The sequence below is a fragment of the Sphingobacterium sp. R2 genome, assembly GCF_040760075.1.
GTDB lineage: Bacteria > Bacteroidota > Bacteroidia > Sphingobacteriales > Sphingobacteriaceae > Sphingobacterium.
Genome location: NZ_CP142884.1, coordinates 4,390,410 through 4,406,826, shown reverse-complemented (window position 1 = coordinate 4,406,826; position 16,417 = coordinate 4,390,410). Strand labels below are relative to the sequence as shown.

Sequence of the window (16,417 nt, the reverse complement as noted above, 5' to 3'; positions counted from 1 at the left end):
TAAGGCGATTTTAATAGTTACTTTCAGATGATAATAAGTCATGTTAGACTTTAAATGAAGTGTATTTATATAAGATTAGATTATAAAACATTACAACAATACTATAGTGAAGTTGGTGAATATGGCCGCAAACTATACTTAAAGAATGAAGCTATCCGTGCAGGCAATTGGGATTTGTACGAAACGACTTTAAAAAAAGAATTTCCTGCTGATGGTGACTAAGAGATAAGAGAAGCCAATGGTGCTGGAAAAACAGTAGGAGTAAATTTAGTTCCGACAAAGGCAATACCTCCGTTTCAATATCTCGAGACCTTCGCGAAATAATAAGTGCTGCAACTTGAAATCCAAATATAATCAGGTTAAAATTTAAACTCCCCGTAAAATACCTCAGCCAATCTCCGTCTGTTAAGACAACATAAAATGTCAGAGCCATAAAACTGAGATGTACAAAGAGTGGAGCGTTAATTCTCTTCATTATCTACATTACGTTTGTGAAATCTTAATGTCTTTATCGATTTAAGAAGATCCTGTTCTGTTTGCGCTTTCAGGTTTGAACCATGAAGGTTAAATCGCACTTTTGAAGGGTCTCCCCATAGGTTGCCGATATACACTCCGGTGTTCCCTTTCCCGGATATCCTAGGAAAGACGATTTTCGCTCTTTTGTTATCAATGGTATCCCATGATACATTTTGTTTTCTGTATAGATCGGCATCAATATTCATCGACATCATATCTTTAACAACAATGAAATTGGAGGAGTCTAAGTTATATTCCTCTATCATCGGTCGAGTGATAACCTGAATATTTGGTTCTGTCAATGTATTTGAATACATGCCCAGATCGAAGTAAAGCGTATCCGTGTTGTCTACAGCAATTGCTCCGACGTAACTGTCGATTCCATTTTGTTTGACCTGCTGCCATTTATAGGGAACTTCAAGCGTAAAAAGACCAAAATCCATTCTTTTTGTGCGAGATGGATCTTTGCACGTAATAGCGAGTATAGTAAGGGCAGAAATATGGAATAGTTTTATGATCAGTTTCATGCTATGGCTTATGCGTTGAATCTACAAAATCCAGCTGAAAAGTATAAGGAGTTATTGAATTAAGAAGGTTATTTATAGCTCGATAATAAGGCTGTTATTAAATCCGTTATAAACTTCATTAATATAACCATGCGGATTGCAAATGATTTCGGTGTCACCTATTGAATAACGTGGCGGATCATGTACATGGCCATGGATCCAATAGGAAGGTTGATGCTTTAAGATAAAGGCTTCCATATCCGTGACGTAGGCAGCGCTGATCGGATCCTCCAAATACTTCATTGGCAGTGATCTTATACTTGGCGCATGGTGTGTTATTACGATACGATGTTTGGCTTGGTTGGCGTTAAGACTTTCCTCCAGCCATTGTCTCGAAGTTTGTTGGATTCTAAACGTATCAATACTTCTCAATTTGGCATAATGCTTCCCCAAGCTGATCTTCTTATAATCATTCATACGGCTTTGGCATAGCGATCCATAGACCGCAGGATTGCCCATTAAAGAAAAATCAGTTCATAGTGTGCAGCCATGGAAACAAACGTGGTCGATCTCCAAAGATTCATTTTTCCAGCACATGTATATTTGAATTGTTTGCAGCATCCTTAATTTTATATAGTGTCTTCGGATATGCGCCCTTGTAATACTCATGATTGCCCAGCACGTAGATGATGGGTATATCCAAAGAAAGTGATTTGAGCCAGCCGATCCCTTTTACTCCTATATCAGTATCTCCAGCCAGTACAAGTACATCCGCTACATTCAGATTGAAATCGTTGTATCCAAATTCTCTACGTAGGTCGCTAACGATGTGGATTTTCATCTTTGTCTTGTTTTGTCTCAGATTCTAATTTTAACTCACTAGCACTGAATGAGAGGGGGTATGTATAGCCGCATTTTACGGCAAGTCCAATTAAAGTTGTCAGAAAGGGTATTACTTTCCTATCTGTGTTTTTTTGCTAATTAATTTAGTATTTTTTAATTTATTATTGTATATTTGCTTAATAACCAATTAATAAATATTATGGCTAGATCAAAAAAACATTTGGGTAGATATGTAGATCCACGTACCGATTTCGGTTGGAAATTTTACTTTGGTAGAGAGGACAACAAAATCTTACTAATTGAGTTTCTCAATAGTCTATTTCATGGAGAGAAGACAATTTCGGATCTAAGATATAAGCCTGTAGAACAAGATGGCGATTATGAGGAAATGCGTCGTGTTGTATTTGATTTACATTGTATTGGCAGCGATGGTGAGGTTTTCATCATTGAGATGCAGCAGCTCTTTCAAGAATTTTTTAAGGACCGCGCGGTGTATTATACCTCACGTCTCATCAATAAACAATTAGCGCGAGGTAAGAAGGGTAGTGATTATTACCTACCAGAGGTTTACTTTATTGGTATTTTGGAGTTTGACATGGATAGAAATAGAAGTTCTGGTATATCACGTGTCACAGAGCGTCCTTATTTCTATGATGTGGCGCTGTGTGACAAATTGACCAAAGAAATATTTTATGATAAATTGGGATATAAAATGATTTCGCTTCCATTATTTAATAAACAGCCAGAAGAGCTAAAGACAGTTATGGATCAGTGGTTGTACTTACTTAAACATTTGAGTACCATGGATAGATTGCCAACATTTTTGGATAAAAGAATATTTGGTCTTATCTTTGAGATAGGAGAGATAGGTAAATTAACTGAGGAGGAACTAATGTCATACGAAGCAAGTTTAAAACATAAGCGTGATGCTGAGAGCGTATTTAATTCGGCTAAGAAATCCGGAGAAGCTTTAGGTCATGCTACAGGTCTAGCGGAAGGTCACGCTAAAGGTCTCGCTAAAGGACTAGCAGAAGGTAAAGCCAAAGGACTAGCAGAAGGTAAAGCCAAAGGACTAGCAGAAGGGGAACGCAAAAAAGCTCTTGAGACTGCTAAAGCATTTAAGGAAATGGGGCTACCTATAGCTGATATTGCTAAAGGCACAGGGCTTTCAGTCGAAGAAGTCGAAAAACTCTAAGGTTCGCTATTGGGTTTCTATGTATTCAACATTGCAGATGTAACTGTTGAAATAATTGTATCTAAATTCTCTATGCAAGTATCTAATAAGATGGATTTTCATTTTAGATTATATTAGTCAATTAAATGCCAGTCGCAATAACAAAAACGAAATTGTTTTACTGTTTGAGTTCTGGCTAGCTTCCCACTATTACACCTTATGATGCTCCACCTTGAAAATTAGCGGGGTCTTTATATAGAAAACATTAATTATAAGGCTAATGTTTATGCGCTTAATTTGGATGGATTCCTCAGCAAAAAAATAAAACGCTCCATCTTTCGTTATTTTGCAACATTCCGCCACAGAACAATATCAAAGTCAGTCAATAGTTGACAAATTTTACCTGCACTGTCTCTCCCAATGTAAGTAGCATAAAACCCATCTCCAAACCCCGTGGAGAAAAAGAAGGCATTTTGATTTTGAAAACTGTAATTTAAATAATCCTCGAATTTTTCGGAGAACATATTGTCCCAGTTTTTGTCGAGCAGCTTATCCAGACTATTTTTTGCTGCTTGATCAACGAAAAGACCTAGTCCTGAATCTACTCCGTAGCCATAGATTTCTTTGGATTTTAGCGGGATTGGATTCTGTTCAGGTAATAAGGCAAACTCCCATTTTCGGATGGGCTCATCTGAGAATTTTACTCGTGCAAATGCGACCCTTCGATCGTTATTGGCGTTGATAATTGCCATTGCCAATTCTACGGGAAACTCACCAAGAGGGAAATTTTCGCTGAAAGCTATTGCATCTCCTAAGGTAACGGGATCAGTTGCAATAATCTTGCCTGATGATACCTTTAAATTTCCTAAAGCTATCTTATCAAAAGTTATTTCGGTGCCGAATTGTGCTACTTTTGTGGCCTTAACGAAACTTCCCTCAAATATTTGAGGGAATGCCAGTGACGTGTCCTTAATGGTTGTTTTCGGTATTGTATCTTTGAAATCAAATTTGGCTGTCGGTACAACTATGTCGTTACTATTACTTGGAACTTTGTTCGTAAAAGTACATGAAAATAGCGCCAGGGCCATTAAGCATGTTGCTATTGTTCTTTTGTGCATTGAACGTATAATTATATTTGTCTAATTTACGACTCTATTTGATGATTTCTTTCCTTAATGAACTTTCTGAGCATTTGAAATGTTCTCGAATCAGCAATCACCCTCGTCATTGCAAGATTTTAATGAACATTACAAAGTGATTTCAGCTTTTCAAAACCTTCGTCTACTTCAAAATGGGGATCTTTCTGAAGATTTAGGGACAACGCTTTTTTAAAATCTTTACAAGCATTGCTCGCATCGCCAAGATCTAAATGAATGGACGCCCGATTAAAGTAACCTATAGCATAGTTCCTATTTAATTTTAAAGCTTTCTCTATTTCCACTAGAGCCTCTTTAGGTCTATTGGTTTCTCTATAGAGATTCGCTCGATTGTTATAAAGTATATGAAGGTCTTGTTGATTAGGAAATTCATTTAGTAATTTATCATAGTCCATAATCGCTTCGTCAAATAGTTTTAATTCCTTTTTAACGTTTATCAGATTTGCAAGCGACTTAAAATCTTTCGGCGATATTTTTAATTGTGCTATTAGATCATTTTTTGCATTCTCATAATCTTTTAATCTGATATAAGAATATGCTCTATCAAAATATATGTCCGTATAGGATGGATCTATTTCAATCACCCTCGAATAGTCAAAAATTGCGTTGTCAAATGCAGCAACTTCTTTATAAACACCTGCTCTAGCATAGAGCACATCGATGTTCTTGGGAGAAAAATCCAGAAATTTTGAATAATCCGCTATTGCAAGGTTGTAATTTCCTCGAAACCGGTGAATGTTGCCTCTATTTACGTAAGTGCCGGGAGAATTGGGGTACAGATTTATTGCTTTATCGAAAGCTGAAAAGGCTTCGTCAAATTTTTCTTTTTTAGCATATTTTATACCTAGTGCATTTAATTCTTCTACGGTCTGTGCGATTAAACTTTGACATAACAAAATTGTAACAATGAGCGATAATATTTTTTTCATTTCTGGGAATATATAAAGCTAGATAATATGGGCTTGTCCGGCCAATATACAAAAAGTTCAATAAATTGATATGGTGCAATATTACTATCGGCACCAATATCTTTAGCGATATAGGAGCGAGCTATGTAGACTTCTTTGGTTGCTCTACCAGCTGTCTTCCCTCAATCTTTAATAATTGCACCTATCTTAAAGGTTTTCTGTCCTCTTTCCACCATAACGGAATTAATTCTATTTGCGAAAAAATCCTTAACTAATTCCCAACTACTTATATTCATAGTACCATTCCCGTTTTTGTCGAGGTAGTCTATAATATTTAAATTACCAATAACTTTAAAATTGTCTCGAAACTTCATAAAGTCTTTTCGGAAAATTAAAAACCCGTAAGAACCTAAAAAGTATGGACGAGTCTCAGGATGAATTGACCACATGTTTTTAAGTTCATTATCAGAATATTTGAAGTAGTCACACTTTCTACGGTTTCCCGTATAATTTTATTCTAAACCAACTTTAATTTTTATTCATGGTTATTTTAAACACATAGACAATGGATATTTTGGAGTATAGCCACATGTCTATTTAAATAGTTTACAGGAGAAACTATTTTGGTAAATTGATAAGTAGTTCCTTTGCAGGTATTTCTTGAATTTTACCATCAACTTTTACGACCAAACTCTCACCCTTTGCAGCTCTTTCTTCTGCCAATTTTCGTAAAGCCTTTTGCACTCCCAAACGAATTCTTTCAGCAAGATTGATATTTTCACTATTTACCTTATCGTTCATTATGGTATTTCGATTTTAGTGTTGACCAAATTTCGCTATTTGAAACGAATTCTCCAAATTTATCACCTTGAGCAATTATTTAGGGTATTTCCAAGTAACACGTCTAGACAATTTGTAAGATGCTATTATCAGGCTAGGAAAGGCTTCACCCATCCAACTGCATATAAAAAATGAGAAACCCTAAATATCTATACTGTACACAATATTGCTAATATTATTAGTAATATTGTAAAATGAAACCGCTAGAAATCTTTTGCCGAAATCGGGTAATGCACGCTCAAATTACCGTGCATGATAAAAGCATGGGCATGAAAGACTATCATCTCTATAACAAAAATGGTCTTGCTTTTTATGTTTTTAGGAAATTTCAGGGCGTGTGGCAATTGGCATACGGTGTACTTGCCGATGACATAAAGGAAGCTTGCATTGACGCGCTTATACTTCGCTTTGATGCGGATGTGCCTATGTTGTTTTATCATCATGGAAAACGGCAGGTAGTGGAAGTTAGGGCCAAGGAATACAGCCTTTGGCATATTTATCTCAATAATGCTTATGTAGGAAGTATTCAATATTATAGCTTCACTAAGCAGTTCAATTACCACCTCGAAGACAATGGCTTATTGACCGATGATCACGTGCAAAAGTATATAGCCATGATCAGACGTGGGGAATTAAAGTGGATAAAGGACGATATTCGATGAAAAAAAATATAAAAGGAATAAAAAAACCTTGAGTCTGGGAGGATCTCAAGGCTTCCTAATTACTACCTATTTTTGAAAAGTACTATAAATACAATATCGAATCCTGTTTGGTTTTTAAAAAAATAAAAACGGCCGACTTACCGCTACTAAATATGAAGGAATAAATATTATGAATTCTTTTTATTAAATTACAAATCACTGCAAATTGCAGTAATGACAGGGAGTGGTGCGATAAGTCATATACTTAATACCGAGGGTTTCATTAATATTGTATTTCTATACCGGGGGTACATTCCATTCATAATTATTTATCAGAAACTAGCATTCCATATCTTAAATCAAGTTTAATATGATATTTATTATAATTATTTTAAAAATATAAAACTGCCATTATTCAATCGCTCTCAAATACAGTGCTTATTGATTAAAATTTGCTTAACAAAAGATAATTTTAAACAGAATATTTTCATTTTTTTGAAGAAATGATGGTATGATTCGTCAAATATAGGGGGATAATTCGCTTTTTGTAGATTATCAGTAATTTGTTTATGATTAAATTAATATCTTAGTTTTGAACTCAATTTAAATTATGATCTCAGTTATACACATAAAAAAATCATTTGTAAACAATTCTTCTATTACTATTTGCGAATTATTGCTTTACTTAAATGTTAAGCATACTAGAAACCTGTAGCAAGTCAACTCTATCTGGTGGTTTGCAGATCTGTATATGTTCGTTGTCAGGAGATATTTGCTATCCGTAATCCATATTGGGCGCTATACTTTTAGCGCCTATTTTCCAACTATTATAAAAAACATATGCGTTTACTTCATTTATTGTTATTTCTCCTAATTTCTTGTCAACTTTTATGGGGGCAAAAGAACGTCAAGCTTAAAATCCACCTTGAAGGTATACATAAAGAGGTATTTAACATCCATTTCTATGATGGTCTCGTGCAAGATTTTATTGATGCTAGTCAGAAAGATACCTTGATGCAGCTAGAGAGACTCACTTATACACCTTATCCAAGGATCTTAATTTCTTATAAAGGCAAATACTATAATTATCTTATTAACAAGCAAACTTCTACCATAAATATACATTATGATTCAAGTAAAGCGGATTTTCCTTTTTATTCCGATCAAAGTGAGGATATTACACCGATATATGATACAGTTTCCAGTCCCATTTTTCGGAAACTAAGAAGTGATCTAAAAACAGAGTACTTGCAACTTACTGAGCTATGGAGCAAACATGGATCTGAAATTCGTACAAATGATTCCGTCAAATTTGTACTGAGGGAATTGACTAAAGAAATGAATTCAAAAACAATGGAAGTATTGACGTCTTACCCAAACGACTTTTTCTCTTTTTTATATTTTAAAGAGCAAGTACTCATTCCGACACTTTCAGTGGAAGATGATTCTGAATATTATAATAATCTATTGGCTTACTACAACCGTACGTTTCCTAGTGAGTTTAGACTTACTGATGAAGGTAAACAGATAGTCAAAGATATGGAACAAAAAATCACTCCAGTATTTATCAAAGAAGGTGAGATGATGCCGGATATTTATTTTAAAGATATTTATGGGGATACAATTTTTTTTAAGAATCAACAGGAAAGCTTTGTGTTACTGGATTTTTGGGCAAGTTGGTGTGGGCCTTGCCTAGCGCAAATCCCTGACATAAGACTTTTACGTAATACTTTTTCCGAGGACTTGTTGAAGATTGTAGGCATTTCAATAGATAGCGATTCAGTAAGCTTTTTAAAAAGTATCAAAGAAAATGAGATGAGCTGGGTTCACAGTTTTGATCGAGGAGGTATACTTAGTGGTTCATTAGGTTTTACCAGTATTCCAAGGATAGTACTGCTGGATCGAAATGGTAAGATTGTGTACTATAAACATGGAGGACGTATTGATATGCAGAAGATAAACGCCATACTTCGGGAAGACTAATTTCAGTTTAATCAATTTTTTGTATTTGCAAATGCGAAAGCCTCGACTTCATCCTCAATTCCGTATTTGAGCTCTATCTCATTATTAAACGTGTCGAACCCGCTCCTGCCATCCAAGAACTGTTCAACGTGCTTTAATTCATGCGCTAATACTTCATTAAAAGCGGCATAGTTTAAATCACCTTTTTGGTGTAGAAGGATTTGGGTACCGTCAAGATATACGTCCTTCTTATAAACTAATTCAGACTGCTCCAATGTAATTTTCACATCCTTGTTTTCGCTGAGGGAGGTATATTCTGCTCTTCCATCTGCATTTCCAAAGCTAATGATCAAGTTGAAGTTGGAGCTCTCTATCCTGTTAAAAATCTGATTCAGCCCATTTAATTTATCTTTGAACGCTTGGTTTGTATTTGGGTTATTTAAATCAGCAGTTATTGCACTTCTAAAAGTACCAAGTTAAATACACTGCAAATTATTTTTTTTCAATTTGTATTGGGGATTCTTATCGAGATTGTAAGTCCCATCGTTAAGGACCGTATATTTAAAGAAGTTCATTGTCTTTATAAGTTCATCAAAGACTACAAGAAAAGATTCCCTTTGCTTCAAATTAGAAGTTTTTAAAACAACGAATGTATGTGTACTGTTTATTACCGGTGTTATTTTCCCGCTAGCTTTGGTGACATTCCATTTGGAGAAACCATTTATTCCTTTCATATTTCCCTCTAAGTCAAACCAGACATCTTCGCCTGAAGACTCTAATTTATAATTTCCACATATTAAATGAGCAAAGAAAATTTCTGACAGATCTTTGTTTGTTAAGAAAGCAGTAGGTTTTACAAATGAGATGGAATCTAAAACCATACTGTTTTTATCATTAATAAGTAAAAGCATCTCATTGGGCCTTTTTATTAACAAAAAGTCCTTGCCTTGTGGATTATAATCAAACATATGACTGGTCATTGTTTCTCCTATATTTAAAGAAAATCTATCTGAGCCTATCATTGCTGTCAAAGAAACAGGAACTAGATCGTCACCAATCGTTGGTTGATAATAAAGTTTATTTTTTTAAGCAAAAATGCTTGTATAGGAATACCCTGAGTTGGATCAGGTATTATCTTTTGTGAGAGGCTATCCGATAATCGGCTTGAAAACCAGAATTCTCTTGAAGCTTTGACATTTATTTTTTTTGCCCAAAACTGATAGAAAAGGTTAGCGCCAAAAATATTGCCAGGAAAATTTTAGTTAATTTCATGATCGAGAATTTTAGTTACATGCTGAATTGTCAATAGGTATGAAAATTACTTTATCTACATTACCAGATAGCCATAGAGAGCCAACTACACTTTCACCTTCATCACCTTTGAAGACGTCTATATGATTTACTCCACCTCTCTGCATATAAACAATACCATTTAATTTTGCAGATGACGAATCTAAAAATTCATTGGTAGAATTATAGGTTTTAATCTGGCTCTCCATACCTTTCGATTTATAATCAGAAACTAGATAATTTTTTAGGTTGGCAGCCCTTATGGGATAACCTTCTGATGATAACGGATCGTTAAATTCTGTTCCATAACTACCGAAGTCAACATCATATACTTCTTTTAATGCCGCTCCCACGGTAGTCTGTTTTAAACTATGCTTCTTATACTTATGCTACCAAGAAAATAACCTTATTTCTTCGCGCCAGGCTTTATATTTCAGATCTAAGATGTCATACGGCACAGCGGGATGGTAGAACAACGCATTTTCAAACTTTACGGGGTGTAAAGGGAAGTAGGTCTTTTTCTCAAACACGTGTCCATCATTTGTATGGATCATGCCATCTATTTCTTCTGTCCACAAGTCTAATATAAAAATTCTTTATCTGACACAGTTTAATTTACACCCTCCAAACAAATGAATAATTACTATCTGTGGGATTTACATACAATTAAACCAAAGAATGAAAGCAATTCACAATTTATGTAAGTAGCCATTAATATAAACCCTATAATGAGTCCAGCCGTATATATCGACTGGACTTTAAGATTTATCTTTTCAAAGCTTTCTCCTTTTCCTTTTCTTTAAGCATCCAGTTTCGGAGCTTTTCCTCTCTTTCAGGGCTAATACGCTTTAGAACAATTACTCCCTTTAAATTTTGAGTTCTATTCCCTGTAAATCTGTCGAATTCAACCGTTATATCATATTCAAAGCGATTCCATTTGGGAGAAGTGAGACTGTCAAACGGCACAGTTGTTATGGAATCCCCCCGTTGAACATATACCAAATTTGCCCAAGTAGCGGATGTCCTACTTGGAACACCAGACATCATTGCAACATCACGGAGATCCAAATGTATTTTTTCGACCAAAGTCTGTAGTATCGATAAGTCTTTTTCTTTTTTTTGACTGTAGGCAGATGTTAAAAAACAAATACCCAAAATTGTTAAAATGTTTTTCTTCATTTGTTATCAATTAATTGGGGTTAGAGGATACGCCATGGATCGGACAGTTTTTCCCATCGCCTAAGTTTGCGTATGGTTTGATCGTTTGTGGTTGACCATCGGCGCCCGTCACTGTGATAGTATGGTTTTTTACCCAGGTTTCATTTATTTCAACAGGTGGATTACCAAAGGTTGCATAATTATTTGCAAATGCGAAAGCTTCAACTTCATCCTCGATACCGTATTTAAGTTTTATCTCATTATCAAACATGTCAAACCCGATCCTACCATCCAAGAACTGTTCAACATGCTTTAATTCATGAGCTAATACTTCATTAAAAGCGGCATAGTTTAAATCACCCTTCTTATGAAGGAGGATTTCGGTGCCGGCAAGATATTCATCCTTTTTATAAACCAATTCGGACTGATCCATTGTAATTTTCACATCTTTGTTTCCGCTGAGGGATGTATAGGCTGCGCTGCCATCGGCATCTCCAAAGTTGATCACCAGATTAAAATTAGAACTCTCGATCCTGTTAAAAATCTGATTCAGTCCATTTAACGTGTCTTTGAATGCCTGGTTTGTATTTGGGTTATTTAGATCAGCAGTTATTGCACTTCTAAAAGTACCCAAATTATTAGAATAGTCAACAATCCCTCCAGAGCCAAGTCCCACAATTCCTTTTGTACAGGTACATTTCGGTTGTTCTTCCTCATTATTATCGGTTCCGCCATCGCCGTGATCATCACCATCCCAGTCTTCATCCCATTCATCATCCCATGGATCTTCCGGGTCGTCATCACCGCCATCATCCCAATTGTCATCGTCAACACCGCCGTCCGGGGGATATACATCAATTTCGGGGCCTTCGGTTTCCCATGCGACATCACTGTCACCACCTTTTAATTTGAATAGCTCATTCTCGGGTAGTAGGTCGACGTCGCTTGCAATGTCAAAAAAATTTAAAATAGGTTTTCTTTTCATATTTTCATTCATTTGTAATTTGTAAATCTTCCTTTCTTGTCTGTGGTGATGGGAACACTGATCTGTTTGACGTTGTGCTTTTTAAATCTATGCGACCACGAAAATATCTTGATTTCATTTCTCCAGCCTTTATACATCGTGTCCAGTATATCTGTTGCCACGGCGGGATGATAGAACTTGGCATTTTCGAATTCGATAGGCTGCAATGGAAAGTAGCTCTTCTTCTCAAAAACATACCCGTCATTGGTATGGATTTTATTCCCGATTTCTTCAGTCCACCAGATGTCGACAAACGGAAAAGTGTATTCATAGCCTTCTGTTTTATAACCGCCCTCTTTCCAGATCTTATAATATGTTTTTCCTGTTTTTGACCATGTCCATTCGGTCACATTATATATGTTGTCCTTCCGTATAGCAGGGATCAAAATTGTAAGATCTTCATTTCTTACCATGAGATCGATATCATCGTCCCAGGGCATAATTTTTCCGCTATGCCTGATCGACCCGAGCAGCGTTCCTGCATGCAGAAATATCTTCACATCCAGTGATGCGGCAGTTTCCGAAAGGTAGCATAATATTTCCCGTACTTCATTTATCTCGTCCTTCTCCCATGCGCTGTACGACTCAATGTATTCGATCATACTTTTTTTTCTTGCCAAATAAGAAGGGGCTTTGCGGTCGGCGAACATGGTCCAGTCCGTATCAACGGCAATCATCTTGATTTTACGGGAAATTCCCAGCTCCAAGAGCTGTTCTGCTAGTGGCCATCTTATTTCCGAACAGTTCTCTATGAGTTCCTTTATGGACTTCCTTGAAATAATATAAGACGAAGTACCCCAATAAAACCCAAACCTGCTGAATGCGATAGGCATGGCCGAGAGAATAATATAGATGCATTTCGCTTGAAATTGCCAATTTATATTCAATGGGAGTGGCATTTCCTTGATGAGATGAGCTATTAAAACATCATATGCTATGTAATAAGCCTCAGGAATCAGCCATAAAATCGTGATATTTATATTGGTATTAAACTGATAATTTCCCGTGATGAGTACACACGATATAAGTGTTATCAACCCAACCAATGCTGGCCAGAATATGGAGAAAATCTTTCTATTTCTTTGCGCCTGTAGGTATCCTGCATAAATAAGTGCTGCAACCTGCAATCCAAAGATAATCAGATTGAAATTTAAATTCTTCGTAAAATACCTCAGACAATCACCGTCTGTTAATAGTGCATAAAATGTCAAAGCCATAAAACTGAGATGTACAAATAGGGGAGCGTCAATTCTCTTCATTATCCATATTACGTTTGTGGAATCTCAATGTCTTTATCGATTTAAGAAGATCCTGTTCTGTTTGCGCATTCAGGTTTGAACCATGAAGGTTAAATCGGACTTTTGAAGAGTCTCCCCATAGGCTGCCGATGTACACTCCGGTGTTTCCTTTTCCGGATATTCTCGGAAATACGATTTTCGCTCTTCTGTTATCGATAATATCCCAGGATACATTTTGTTTTCTGTAAAGATCAGCATCGAGATCCAAATCCAATATCGGCATATCTTTTACAATAATATAGTCCGAAGAGTCCGTTGCACTTTCCTCCATCATCTGTCTGGTAATGACTTCTATGTTATGCTCTGTCAAACTATTGGAATACATCCCCAGATCGAAGTAAAGCGTATCGTTGTTGTCTACAGCAATTGCGCCGACATAACTGTCGATTCCGTTTTGTTTGACTTGTTGCCATTTATAGGGAACCTCAAGTGTAAATAGACCAAAATCCATTGTCTTTGTGCGAGATGGATCCTTGCAACCAGTAATGAGGATAGTAAGGGCAGAAATGTGGAATAGTTTTATGAACTGTTTCATGCTATGGCTTATGCGTTGAATTTACAAAATTAGGATGGACTATCCATCTATGGCTAGTATTTTTTATTATTAAATCGTAAACGGTTGGAGTGGAAGTGCCAAATTAATCATTAGCTTCGTGCAACATGATTTTCTTTTTAGATATAGACGGTGTCATGGTACATGCCAATCCACATAGGCATGTAGAGCAGGCAACTGATGACTTCTATGTATTCAGTAGTGCTGCTGTAGAGATATTTAATACAATATTCATTGCAGAGGAAGATCAGGTGATCCTCTCCACCTCGCACCGTTCTAGATATACAATAGCAAAATGGAAAAAGATATTTCTTGATAGGGATATTCGAATTGATTCACTTCAACTGTTGGATAATACTGAACAACATTTGATTGATCACTATACGCGAAAGATTGAAGACTATACTCAATAGGTAATTTCCTATTAATAGTTGTCGTATTGATTATAAGTCAATCAGAGAAAAACTGGAAAGCTGGATAATCTTTCAATTTGATAAAGTCAAATCTGTAGTAACAATTCCAATAGCTTATTATTCTACTTCGGATCGCCCTTTCATATAATGTGTTTTCAGTAAAGAATTCTTTGATCCAACTCTTTTGCTGCGGGGTAATGCATGCAATAATGGTCAAATGGATTTCCATAACATACTCACCTAATAGCTGCACTACATATGGAATGCTTTCCGAGGGAAAAAGATTCATTAGTTTCGCTATTGCTATTTCACGAATGTACCCATCATGATGACGGGTCATGAGACCTAGTTCCTCAAAATCCTTCATCGTTTCAACGTCATTTTTCGTTGTGGATCTATATATCCGATATGGAAATTGATTAACTTTTCCCTGCCATAGGACGTCGATTTGTTCCATTCTCATTGTTGTTTTTTGTTCATATCTCTATAACAAGGTTCTTATTAAACCCATTATACGGTTCATTGATATAGCCGTGTGGATTGCATATAATTTCAGTGTTACCGATTTTATAATTTACGGGAGTATGTATATGACCATGAATCCAATAGGAGGGTTGATGCTTTAAGATAAAGGCTTCCATATCCGAGACGTAGGCGGCGCTGATCGGATCGTCCAAATACTTCTTTGGTAAGGATCGCATGCTCGGAGCATGATGCGTCACTACGATGTTATGTTTTGCTTCGCTGACACTAAGACTTTCCATCAGCCATTGTCTCGAAGTTTGGTGGATTCTAAACGTATCGATGCTTCTTAATTTTACATAATTGTCACCTAATCTGATCTTCTTATAATCATTCATACGGCTTTGACATAGCGATCCATATGCAGCAGGATTGCCCTTTAACGAAAAATCAGTCCAGAGTGTGCAGCCATGGAAACAAACGAGGTTGATCTCCAAAGATTCATTTTCCAGCACATGGATGTTTGAATTGCTTGCAGCGTCTTTGATTTTATATAGTGTTTTCGGATATGCGCCCTTATAATACTCATGATTTCCCAGCACATAGATGATCGGTATATCCAATGAAAGTGATTTGAGCCAGCTGATCCCTTTTACCCCTAGATCCGTATCTCCAGCCAATACAAGTACGTCTGCTAATTTCAGATTGATATCGTTGTATCCAAATTCTCTATGCAGGTCGCTAATAATATGGATTTTCATCTTTGTCTTTTTGTATATCCTTATCTAATTTTATTTCACCATTACTAAATGACAGGGGATATGTATAGCCGCATTTTACCGCACATCCATTTTGATATCCCGGTTTCCATGGACTTGATTTTCGAATCAATGTTATTAATGCTTCACCGGTTTGATAACCAATATCTTTGGTTATCCGAAAATTACTGAGCCGTCCATCTTTCTCAATCGTAAAATTGATCATCAGTTTGCCATTTACTTTTGCTTTCTTGGCTGCCGTTGGTATCTTATAATTTTTAACAATCCAATTTTTAAATCCGTTTGTGCCATAAAGTGGCTCAGGAAATATTTCAATCATGTGAGGAGGAATATCCGCGATTGAGTCATCCAAAACAAGGGACTGACCGAAAGCCTGCGATAAAAGGCCTATTGATAAAATACATGTAAATGATAACTTACGAACCGATAAAATCCCCATTTTATTAATATATAATTCAGTAGCTAATTTACATATCTAATTTGTATCTTGATGCAACATGATTAATCTAGTTATAAGGAAAGTATTGAACGATTATGTCACTTTCATAAACGATTTCAAATATCAGTTCTCTCCAAATATGGATGAATTTGAACAAAAGAGCAGTCGAAATCGCTCGGGACAAATTGGTGGATTCAATTACCAGTTCCATGGTGCGGGCTGCCGTTTAGAGAAAGACGGTATAGTATGTGAATTTGACTTTATGCCAACCAATGAATATCCCATAAAATTTTCTTTATGGAAAATGAGCGAATTTATTTTGACCAACAAGGTATATGGAATAGATAAATTAGAGGAATCGGAATTACATGAGGTACTACATACACTGGTTGAAGATGGGACTCTTGTCAAATTGGTATTAGGTGGCGTGATTTCGGAAATATACCAAATTTAA

24 protein-coding genes are annotated in these 16,417 nt (G+C 36.1%); 6 read left to right on the top strand and 18 right to left on the bottom strand.

Features of this window, described 5'->3' with window-relative positions:
- The first annotated feature begins 54 nt into the window (after positions 1-54).
- Entirely contained in the window at positions 55-222 is a 168-nt protein-coding gene (locus VXM68_RS18520; protein WP_293953781.1) for a hypothetical protein, read from the top strand.
- A gap of 239 nt (positions 223-461) precedes the next feature.
- On the opposite strand, the gene VXM68_RS18515 is transcribed toward VXM68_RS18520, so the two are convergent.
- The 3 genes from VXM68_RS18515 to VXM68_RS18505 form a co-directional block, all read right to left on the bottom strand.
- The gene (locus VXM68_RS18515) at positions 462-1,043 is read right to left on the bottom strand and encodes a hypothetical protein (RefSeq protein ID WP_367209645.1); all 582 of its coding nucleotides are present in this window, start codon (positions 1,041-1,043) and stop codon (positions 462-464) included.
- A 72-nt stretch (positions 1,044-1,115) separates the two neighbouring features.
- Positions 1,116-1,541 (bottom strand): metallophosphoesterase, encoded by a 426-nt coding sequence (locus VXM68_RS18510; RefSeq protein ID WP_367209644.1) that lies wholly within the window; start codon positions 1,539-1,541, stop codon positions 1,116-1,118.
- A 61-nt stretch (positions 1,542-1,602) separates the two neighbouring features.
- Positions 1,603-1,863: a metallophosphoesterase gene (locus VXM68_RS18505; protein WP_367209643.1), complete on the bottom strand. Its 261-nt coding sequence runs from the start codon at positions 1,861-1,863 to the stop codon at positions 1,603-1,605.
- Positions 1,864-2,064: 201 nt separating this feature from the next.
- On the opposite strand from VXM68_RS18505, the gene VXM68_RS18500 reads away from it, so the two are divergent.
- On the top strand, positions 2,065-3,060 hold the full coding sequence (locus VXM68_RS18500) for an Rpn family recombination-promoting nuclease/putative transposase (protein ID WP_367209642.1): 996 nt from the start codon (positions 2,065-2,067) through the stop codon (positions 3,058-3,060).
- Positions 3,061-3,380: 320 nt separating this feature from the next.
- On the opposite strand, the gene VXM68_RS18495 is transcribed toward VXM68_RS18500, so the two are convergent.
- The 4 genes from VXM68_RS18495 to VXM68_RS18480 all read right to left on the bottom strand — a co-directional run bounded on the left by VXM68_RS18495 (position 3,381) and on the right by VXM68_RS18480 (position 5,905).
- On the bottom strand, positions 3,381-4,157 hold the full coding sequence (locus VXM68_RS18495) for a DUF4241 domain-containing protein (RefSeq protein ID WP_367209641.1): 777 nt from the start codon (positions 4,155-4,157) through the stop codon (positions 3,381-3,383).
- Between the two features lie 119 nt (positions 4,158-4,276).
- The gene (locus VXM68_RS18490; protein WP_367209640.1) at positions 4,277-5,125 is read right to left on the bottom strand and encodes a tetratricopeptide repeat protein; all 849 of its coding nucleotides are present in this window, start codon (positions 5,123-5,125) and stop codon (positions 4,277-4,279) included.
- A 161-nt stretch (positions 5,126-5,286) separates the two neighbouring features.
- Positions 5,287-5,553 (bottom strand): hypothetical protein, encoded by a 267-nt coding sequence (locus tag VXM68_RS18485; protein WP_294184971.1) that lies wholly within the window; start codon positions 5,551-5,553, stop codon positions 5,287-5,289.
- A 169-nt stretch (positions 5,554-5,722) separates the two neighbouring features.
- A complete protein-coding gene (locus VXM68_RS18480; RefSeq protein ID WP_367209639.1) occupies positions 5,723-5,905 on the bottom strand; it encodes a hypothetical protein in 183 nt (60 codons plus the stop codon).
- 308 nt (positions 5,906-6,213) lie between these two features.
- On the opposite strand from VXM68_RS18480, the gene VXM68_RS18475 reads away from it, so the two are divergent.
- Both VXM68_RS18475 and VXM68_RS18470 read left to right on the top strand, forming a co-directional pair.
- Positions 6,214-6,606 carry a hypothetical protein gene (locus VXM68_RS18475; protein ID WP_367209638.1) on the top strand — a complete coding sequence of 131 codons (393 nt, stop codon included), beginning with the start codon at positions 6,214-6,216 and terminating at the stop codon, positions 6,604-6,606.
- 819 nt (positions 6,607-7,425) lie between these two features.
- Positions 7,426-8,568, top strand: coding sequence for a TlpA family protein disulfide reductase (locus VXM68_RS18470; RefSeq protein WP_367209637.1), 1,143 nt, complete (start codon positions 7,426-7,428; stop codon positions 8,566-8,568).
- Between the two features lie 11 nt (positions 8,569-8,579).
- Here the strand turns inward: VXM68_RS18470 and VXM68_RS18465 are convergent, their stop codons facing one another.
- The 8 genes from VXM68_RS18465 to VXM68_RS18430 all read right to left on the bottom strand — a co-directional run bounded on the left by VXM68_RS18465 (position 8,580) and on the right by VXM68_RS18430 (position 13,852).
- Positions 8,580-8,900: a hypothetical protein gene (locus VXM68_RS18465; protein ID WP_367209636.1), complete on the bottom strand. Its 321-nt coding sequence runs from the start codon at positions 8,898-8,900 to the stop codon at positions 8,580-8,582.
- A 123-nt stretch (positions 8,901-9,023) separates the two neighbouring features.
- Entirely contained in the window at positions 9,024-9,578 is a 555-nt protein-coding gene (locus VXM68_RS18460) for a hypothetical protein (RefSeq protein ID WP_367209635.1), read from the bottom strand.
- Between the two features lie 252 nt (positions 9,579-9,830).
- Positions 9,831-10,190, bottom strand: a complete 360-nt coding sequence (locus VXM68_RS18455; protein ID WP_367209634.1) for a hypothetical protein — start codon at positions 10,188-10,190, stop codon at positions 9,831-9,833.
- 36 nt (positions 10,191-10,226) lie between these two features.
- Positions 10,227-10,391, bottom strand: a complete 165-nt coding sequence (locus VXM68_RS18450) for a hypothetical protein (RefSeq protein WP_367209633.1) — start codon at positions 10,389-10,391, stop codon at positions 10,227-10,229.
- Between the two features lie 211 nt (positions 10,392-10,602).
- A complete protein-coding gene (locus tag VXM68_RS18445; protein WP_367209632.1) occupies positions 10,603-11,016 on the bottom strand; it encodes a hypothetical protein in 414 nt (137 codons plus the stop codon).
- 10 nt (positions 11,017-11,026) lie between these two features.
- On the bottom strand, positions 11,027-11,980 hold the full coding sequence (locus tag VXM68_RS18440; protein WP_367209631.1) for a hypothetical protein: 954 nt from the start codon (positions 11,978-11,980) through the stop codon (positions 11,027-11,029).
- Between the two features lie 8 nt (positions 11,981-11,988).
- Positions 11,989-13,278, bottom strand: coding sequence for a LicD family protein (locus VXM68_RS18435; RefSeq protein ID WP_367209630.1), 1,290 nt, complete (start codon positions 13,276-13,278; stop codon positions 11,989-11,991).
- Positions 13,265-13,852, bottom strand: a complete 588-nt coding sequence (locus tag VXM68_RS18430) for a hypothetical protein (protein ID WP_367209629.1) — start codon at positions 13,850-13,852, stop codon at positions 13,265-13,267. The genes VXM68_RS18435 and VXM68_RS18430 overlap by 14 nt, the downstream gene beginning before the upstream one ends.
- Positions 13,853-13,977: 125 nt before the next feature.
- On the opposite strand from VXM68_RS18430, the gene VXM68_RS18425 reads away from it, so the two are divergent.
- Positions 13,978-14,283: an HAD domain-containing protein gene (locus VXM68_RS18425; protein WP_367209628.1), complete on the top strand. Its 306-nt coding sequence runs from the start codon at positions 13,978-13,980 to the stop codon at positions 14,281-14,283.
- Between the two features lie 37 nt (positions 14,284-14,320).
- Here VXM68_RS18425 and VXM68_RS18420 read toward each other — a convergent pair whose 3' ends face one another.
- The 3 genes from VXM68_RS18420 to VXM68_RS18410 are packed head-to-tail and all read right to left on the bottom strand — an operon-like array spanning position 14,321 to position 15,963.
- Positions 14,321-14,740 carry a hypothetical protein gene (locus tag VXM68_RS18420; RefSeq protein WP_293938222.1) on the bottom strand — a complete coding sequence of 140 codons (420 nt, stop codon included), beginning with the start codon at positions 14,738-14,740 and terminating at the stop codon, positions 14,321-14,323.
- 19 nt (positions 14,741-14,759) lie between these two features.
- Complete coding sequence (locus VXM68_RS18415; protein WP_310080129.1) at positions 14,760-15,506, bottom strand: metallophosphoesterase; 747 nt, start codon at positions 15,504-15,506, stop codon at positions 14,760-14,762.
- Positions 15,487-15,963, bottom strand: coding sequence for an energy transducer TonB (locus VXM68_RS18410; RefSeq protein ID WP_367209627.1), 477 nt, complete (start codon positions 15,961-15,963; stop codon positions 15,487-15,489). The genes VXM68_RS18415 and VXM68_RS18410 overlap by 20 nt, the downstream gene beginning before the upstream one ends.
- Positions 15,964-16,021: 58 nt before the next feature.
- On the opposite strand from VXM68_RS18410, the gene VXM68_RS18405 reads away from it, so the two are divergent.
- Positions 16,022-16,417, top strand: coding sequence for a hypothetical protein (locus tag VXM68_RS18405; protein ID WP_367209626.1), 396 nt, complete (start codon positions 16,022-16,024; stop codon positions 16,415-16,417).

Coding starts and splice junctions, on each gene's coding strand:
- VXM68_RS18520 (WP_293953781.1), top strand. CDS start 55: ATGAAGTGTATTTATATAAGATTAGATTATAAAACATTACAACAATAC.
- VXM68_RS18515 (WP_367209645.1), bottom strand. CDS start 1,043: ATGAAACTGATCATAAAACTATTCCATATTTCTGCCCTTACTATACTC.
- VXM68_RS18510 (WP_367209644.1), bottom strand. CDS start 1,541: ATGGGCAATCCTGCGGTCTATGGATCGCTATGCCAAAGCCGTATGAAT.
- VXM68_RS18505 (WP_367209643.1), bottom strand. CDS start 1,863: ATGAAAATCCACATCGTTAGCGACCTACGTAGAGAATTTGGATACAAC.
- VXM68_RS18500 (WP_367209642.1), top strand. CDS start 2,065: ATGGCTAGATCAAAAAAACATTTGGGTAGATATGTAGATCCACGTACC.
- VXM68_RS18495 (WP_367209641.1), bottom strand. CDS start 4,157: ATGCACAAAAGAACAATAGCAACATGCTTAATGGCCCTGGCGCTATTT.
- VXM68_RS18490 (WP_367209640.1), bottom strand. CDS start 5,125: ATGAAAAAAATATTATCGCTCATTGTTACAATTTTGTTATGTCAAAGT.
- VXM68_RS18485 (WP_294184971.1), bottom strand. CDS start 5,553: ATGTGGTCAATTCATCCTGAGACTCGTCCATACTTTTTAGGTTCTTAC.
- VXM68_RS18480 (WP_367209639.1), bottom strand. CDS start 5,905: ATGAACGATAAGGTAAATAGTGAAAATATCAATCTTGCTGAAAGAATT.
- VXM68_RS18475 (WP_367209638.1), top strand. CDS start 6,214: ATGAAAGACTATCATCTCTATAACAAAAATGGTCTTGCTTTTTATGTT.
- VXM68_RS18470 (WP_367209637.1), top strand. CDS start 7,426: ATGCGTTTACTTCATTTATTGTTATTTCTCCTAATTTCTTGTCAACTT.
- VXM68_RS18450 (WP_367209633.1), bottom strand. CDS start 10,391: ATGATCCATACAAATGATGGACACGTGTTTGAGAAAAAGACCTACTTC.
- VXM68_RS18445 (WP_367209632.1), bottom strand. CDS start 11,016: ATGAAGAAAAACATTTTAACAATTTTGGGTATTTGTTTTTTAACATCT.
- VXM68_RS18440 (WP_367209631.1), bottom strand. CDS start 11,980: ATGAAAAGAAAACCTATTTTAAATTTTTTTGACATTGCAAGCGACGTC.
- VXM68_RS18435 (WP_367209630.1), bottom strand. CDS start 13,278: ATGAAGAGAATTGACGCTCCCCTATTTGTACATCTCAGTTTTATGGCT.
- VXM68_RS18430 (WP_367209629.1), bottom strand. CDS start 13,852: ATGAAACAGTTCATAAAACTATTCCACATTTCTGCCCTTACTATCCTC.
- VXM68_RS18425 (WP_367209628.1), top strand. CDS start 13,978: ATGATTTTCTTTTTAGATATAGACGGTGTCATGGTACATGCCAATCCA.
- VXM68_RS18420 (WP_293938222.1), bottom strand. CDS start 14,740: ATGGAACAAATCGACGTCCTATGGCAGGGAAAAGTTAATCAATTTCCA.
- VXM68_RS18415 (WP_310080129.1), bottom strand. CDS start 15,506: ATGAAAATCCATATTATTAGCGACCTGCATAGAGAATTTGGATACAAC.
- VXM68_RS18410 (WP_367209627.1), bottom strand. CDS start 15,963: ATGGGGATTTTATCGGTTCGTAAGTTATCATTTACATGTATTTTATCA.
- VXM68_RS18405 (WP_367209626.1), top strand. CDS start 16,022: ATGATTAATCTAGTTATAAGGAAAGTATTGAACGATTATGTCACTTTC.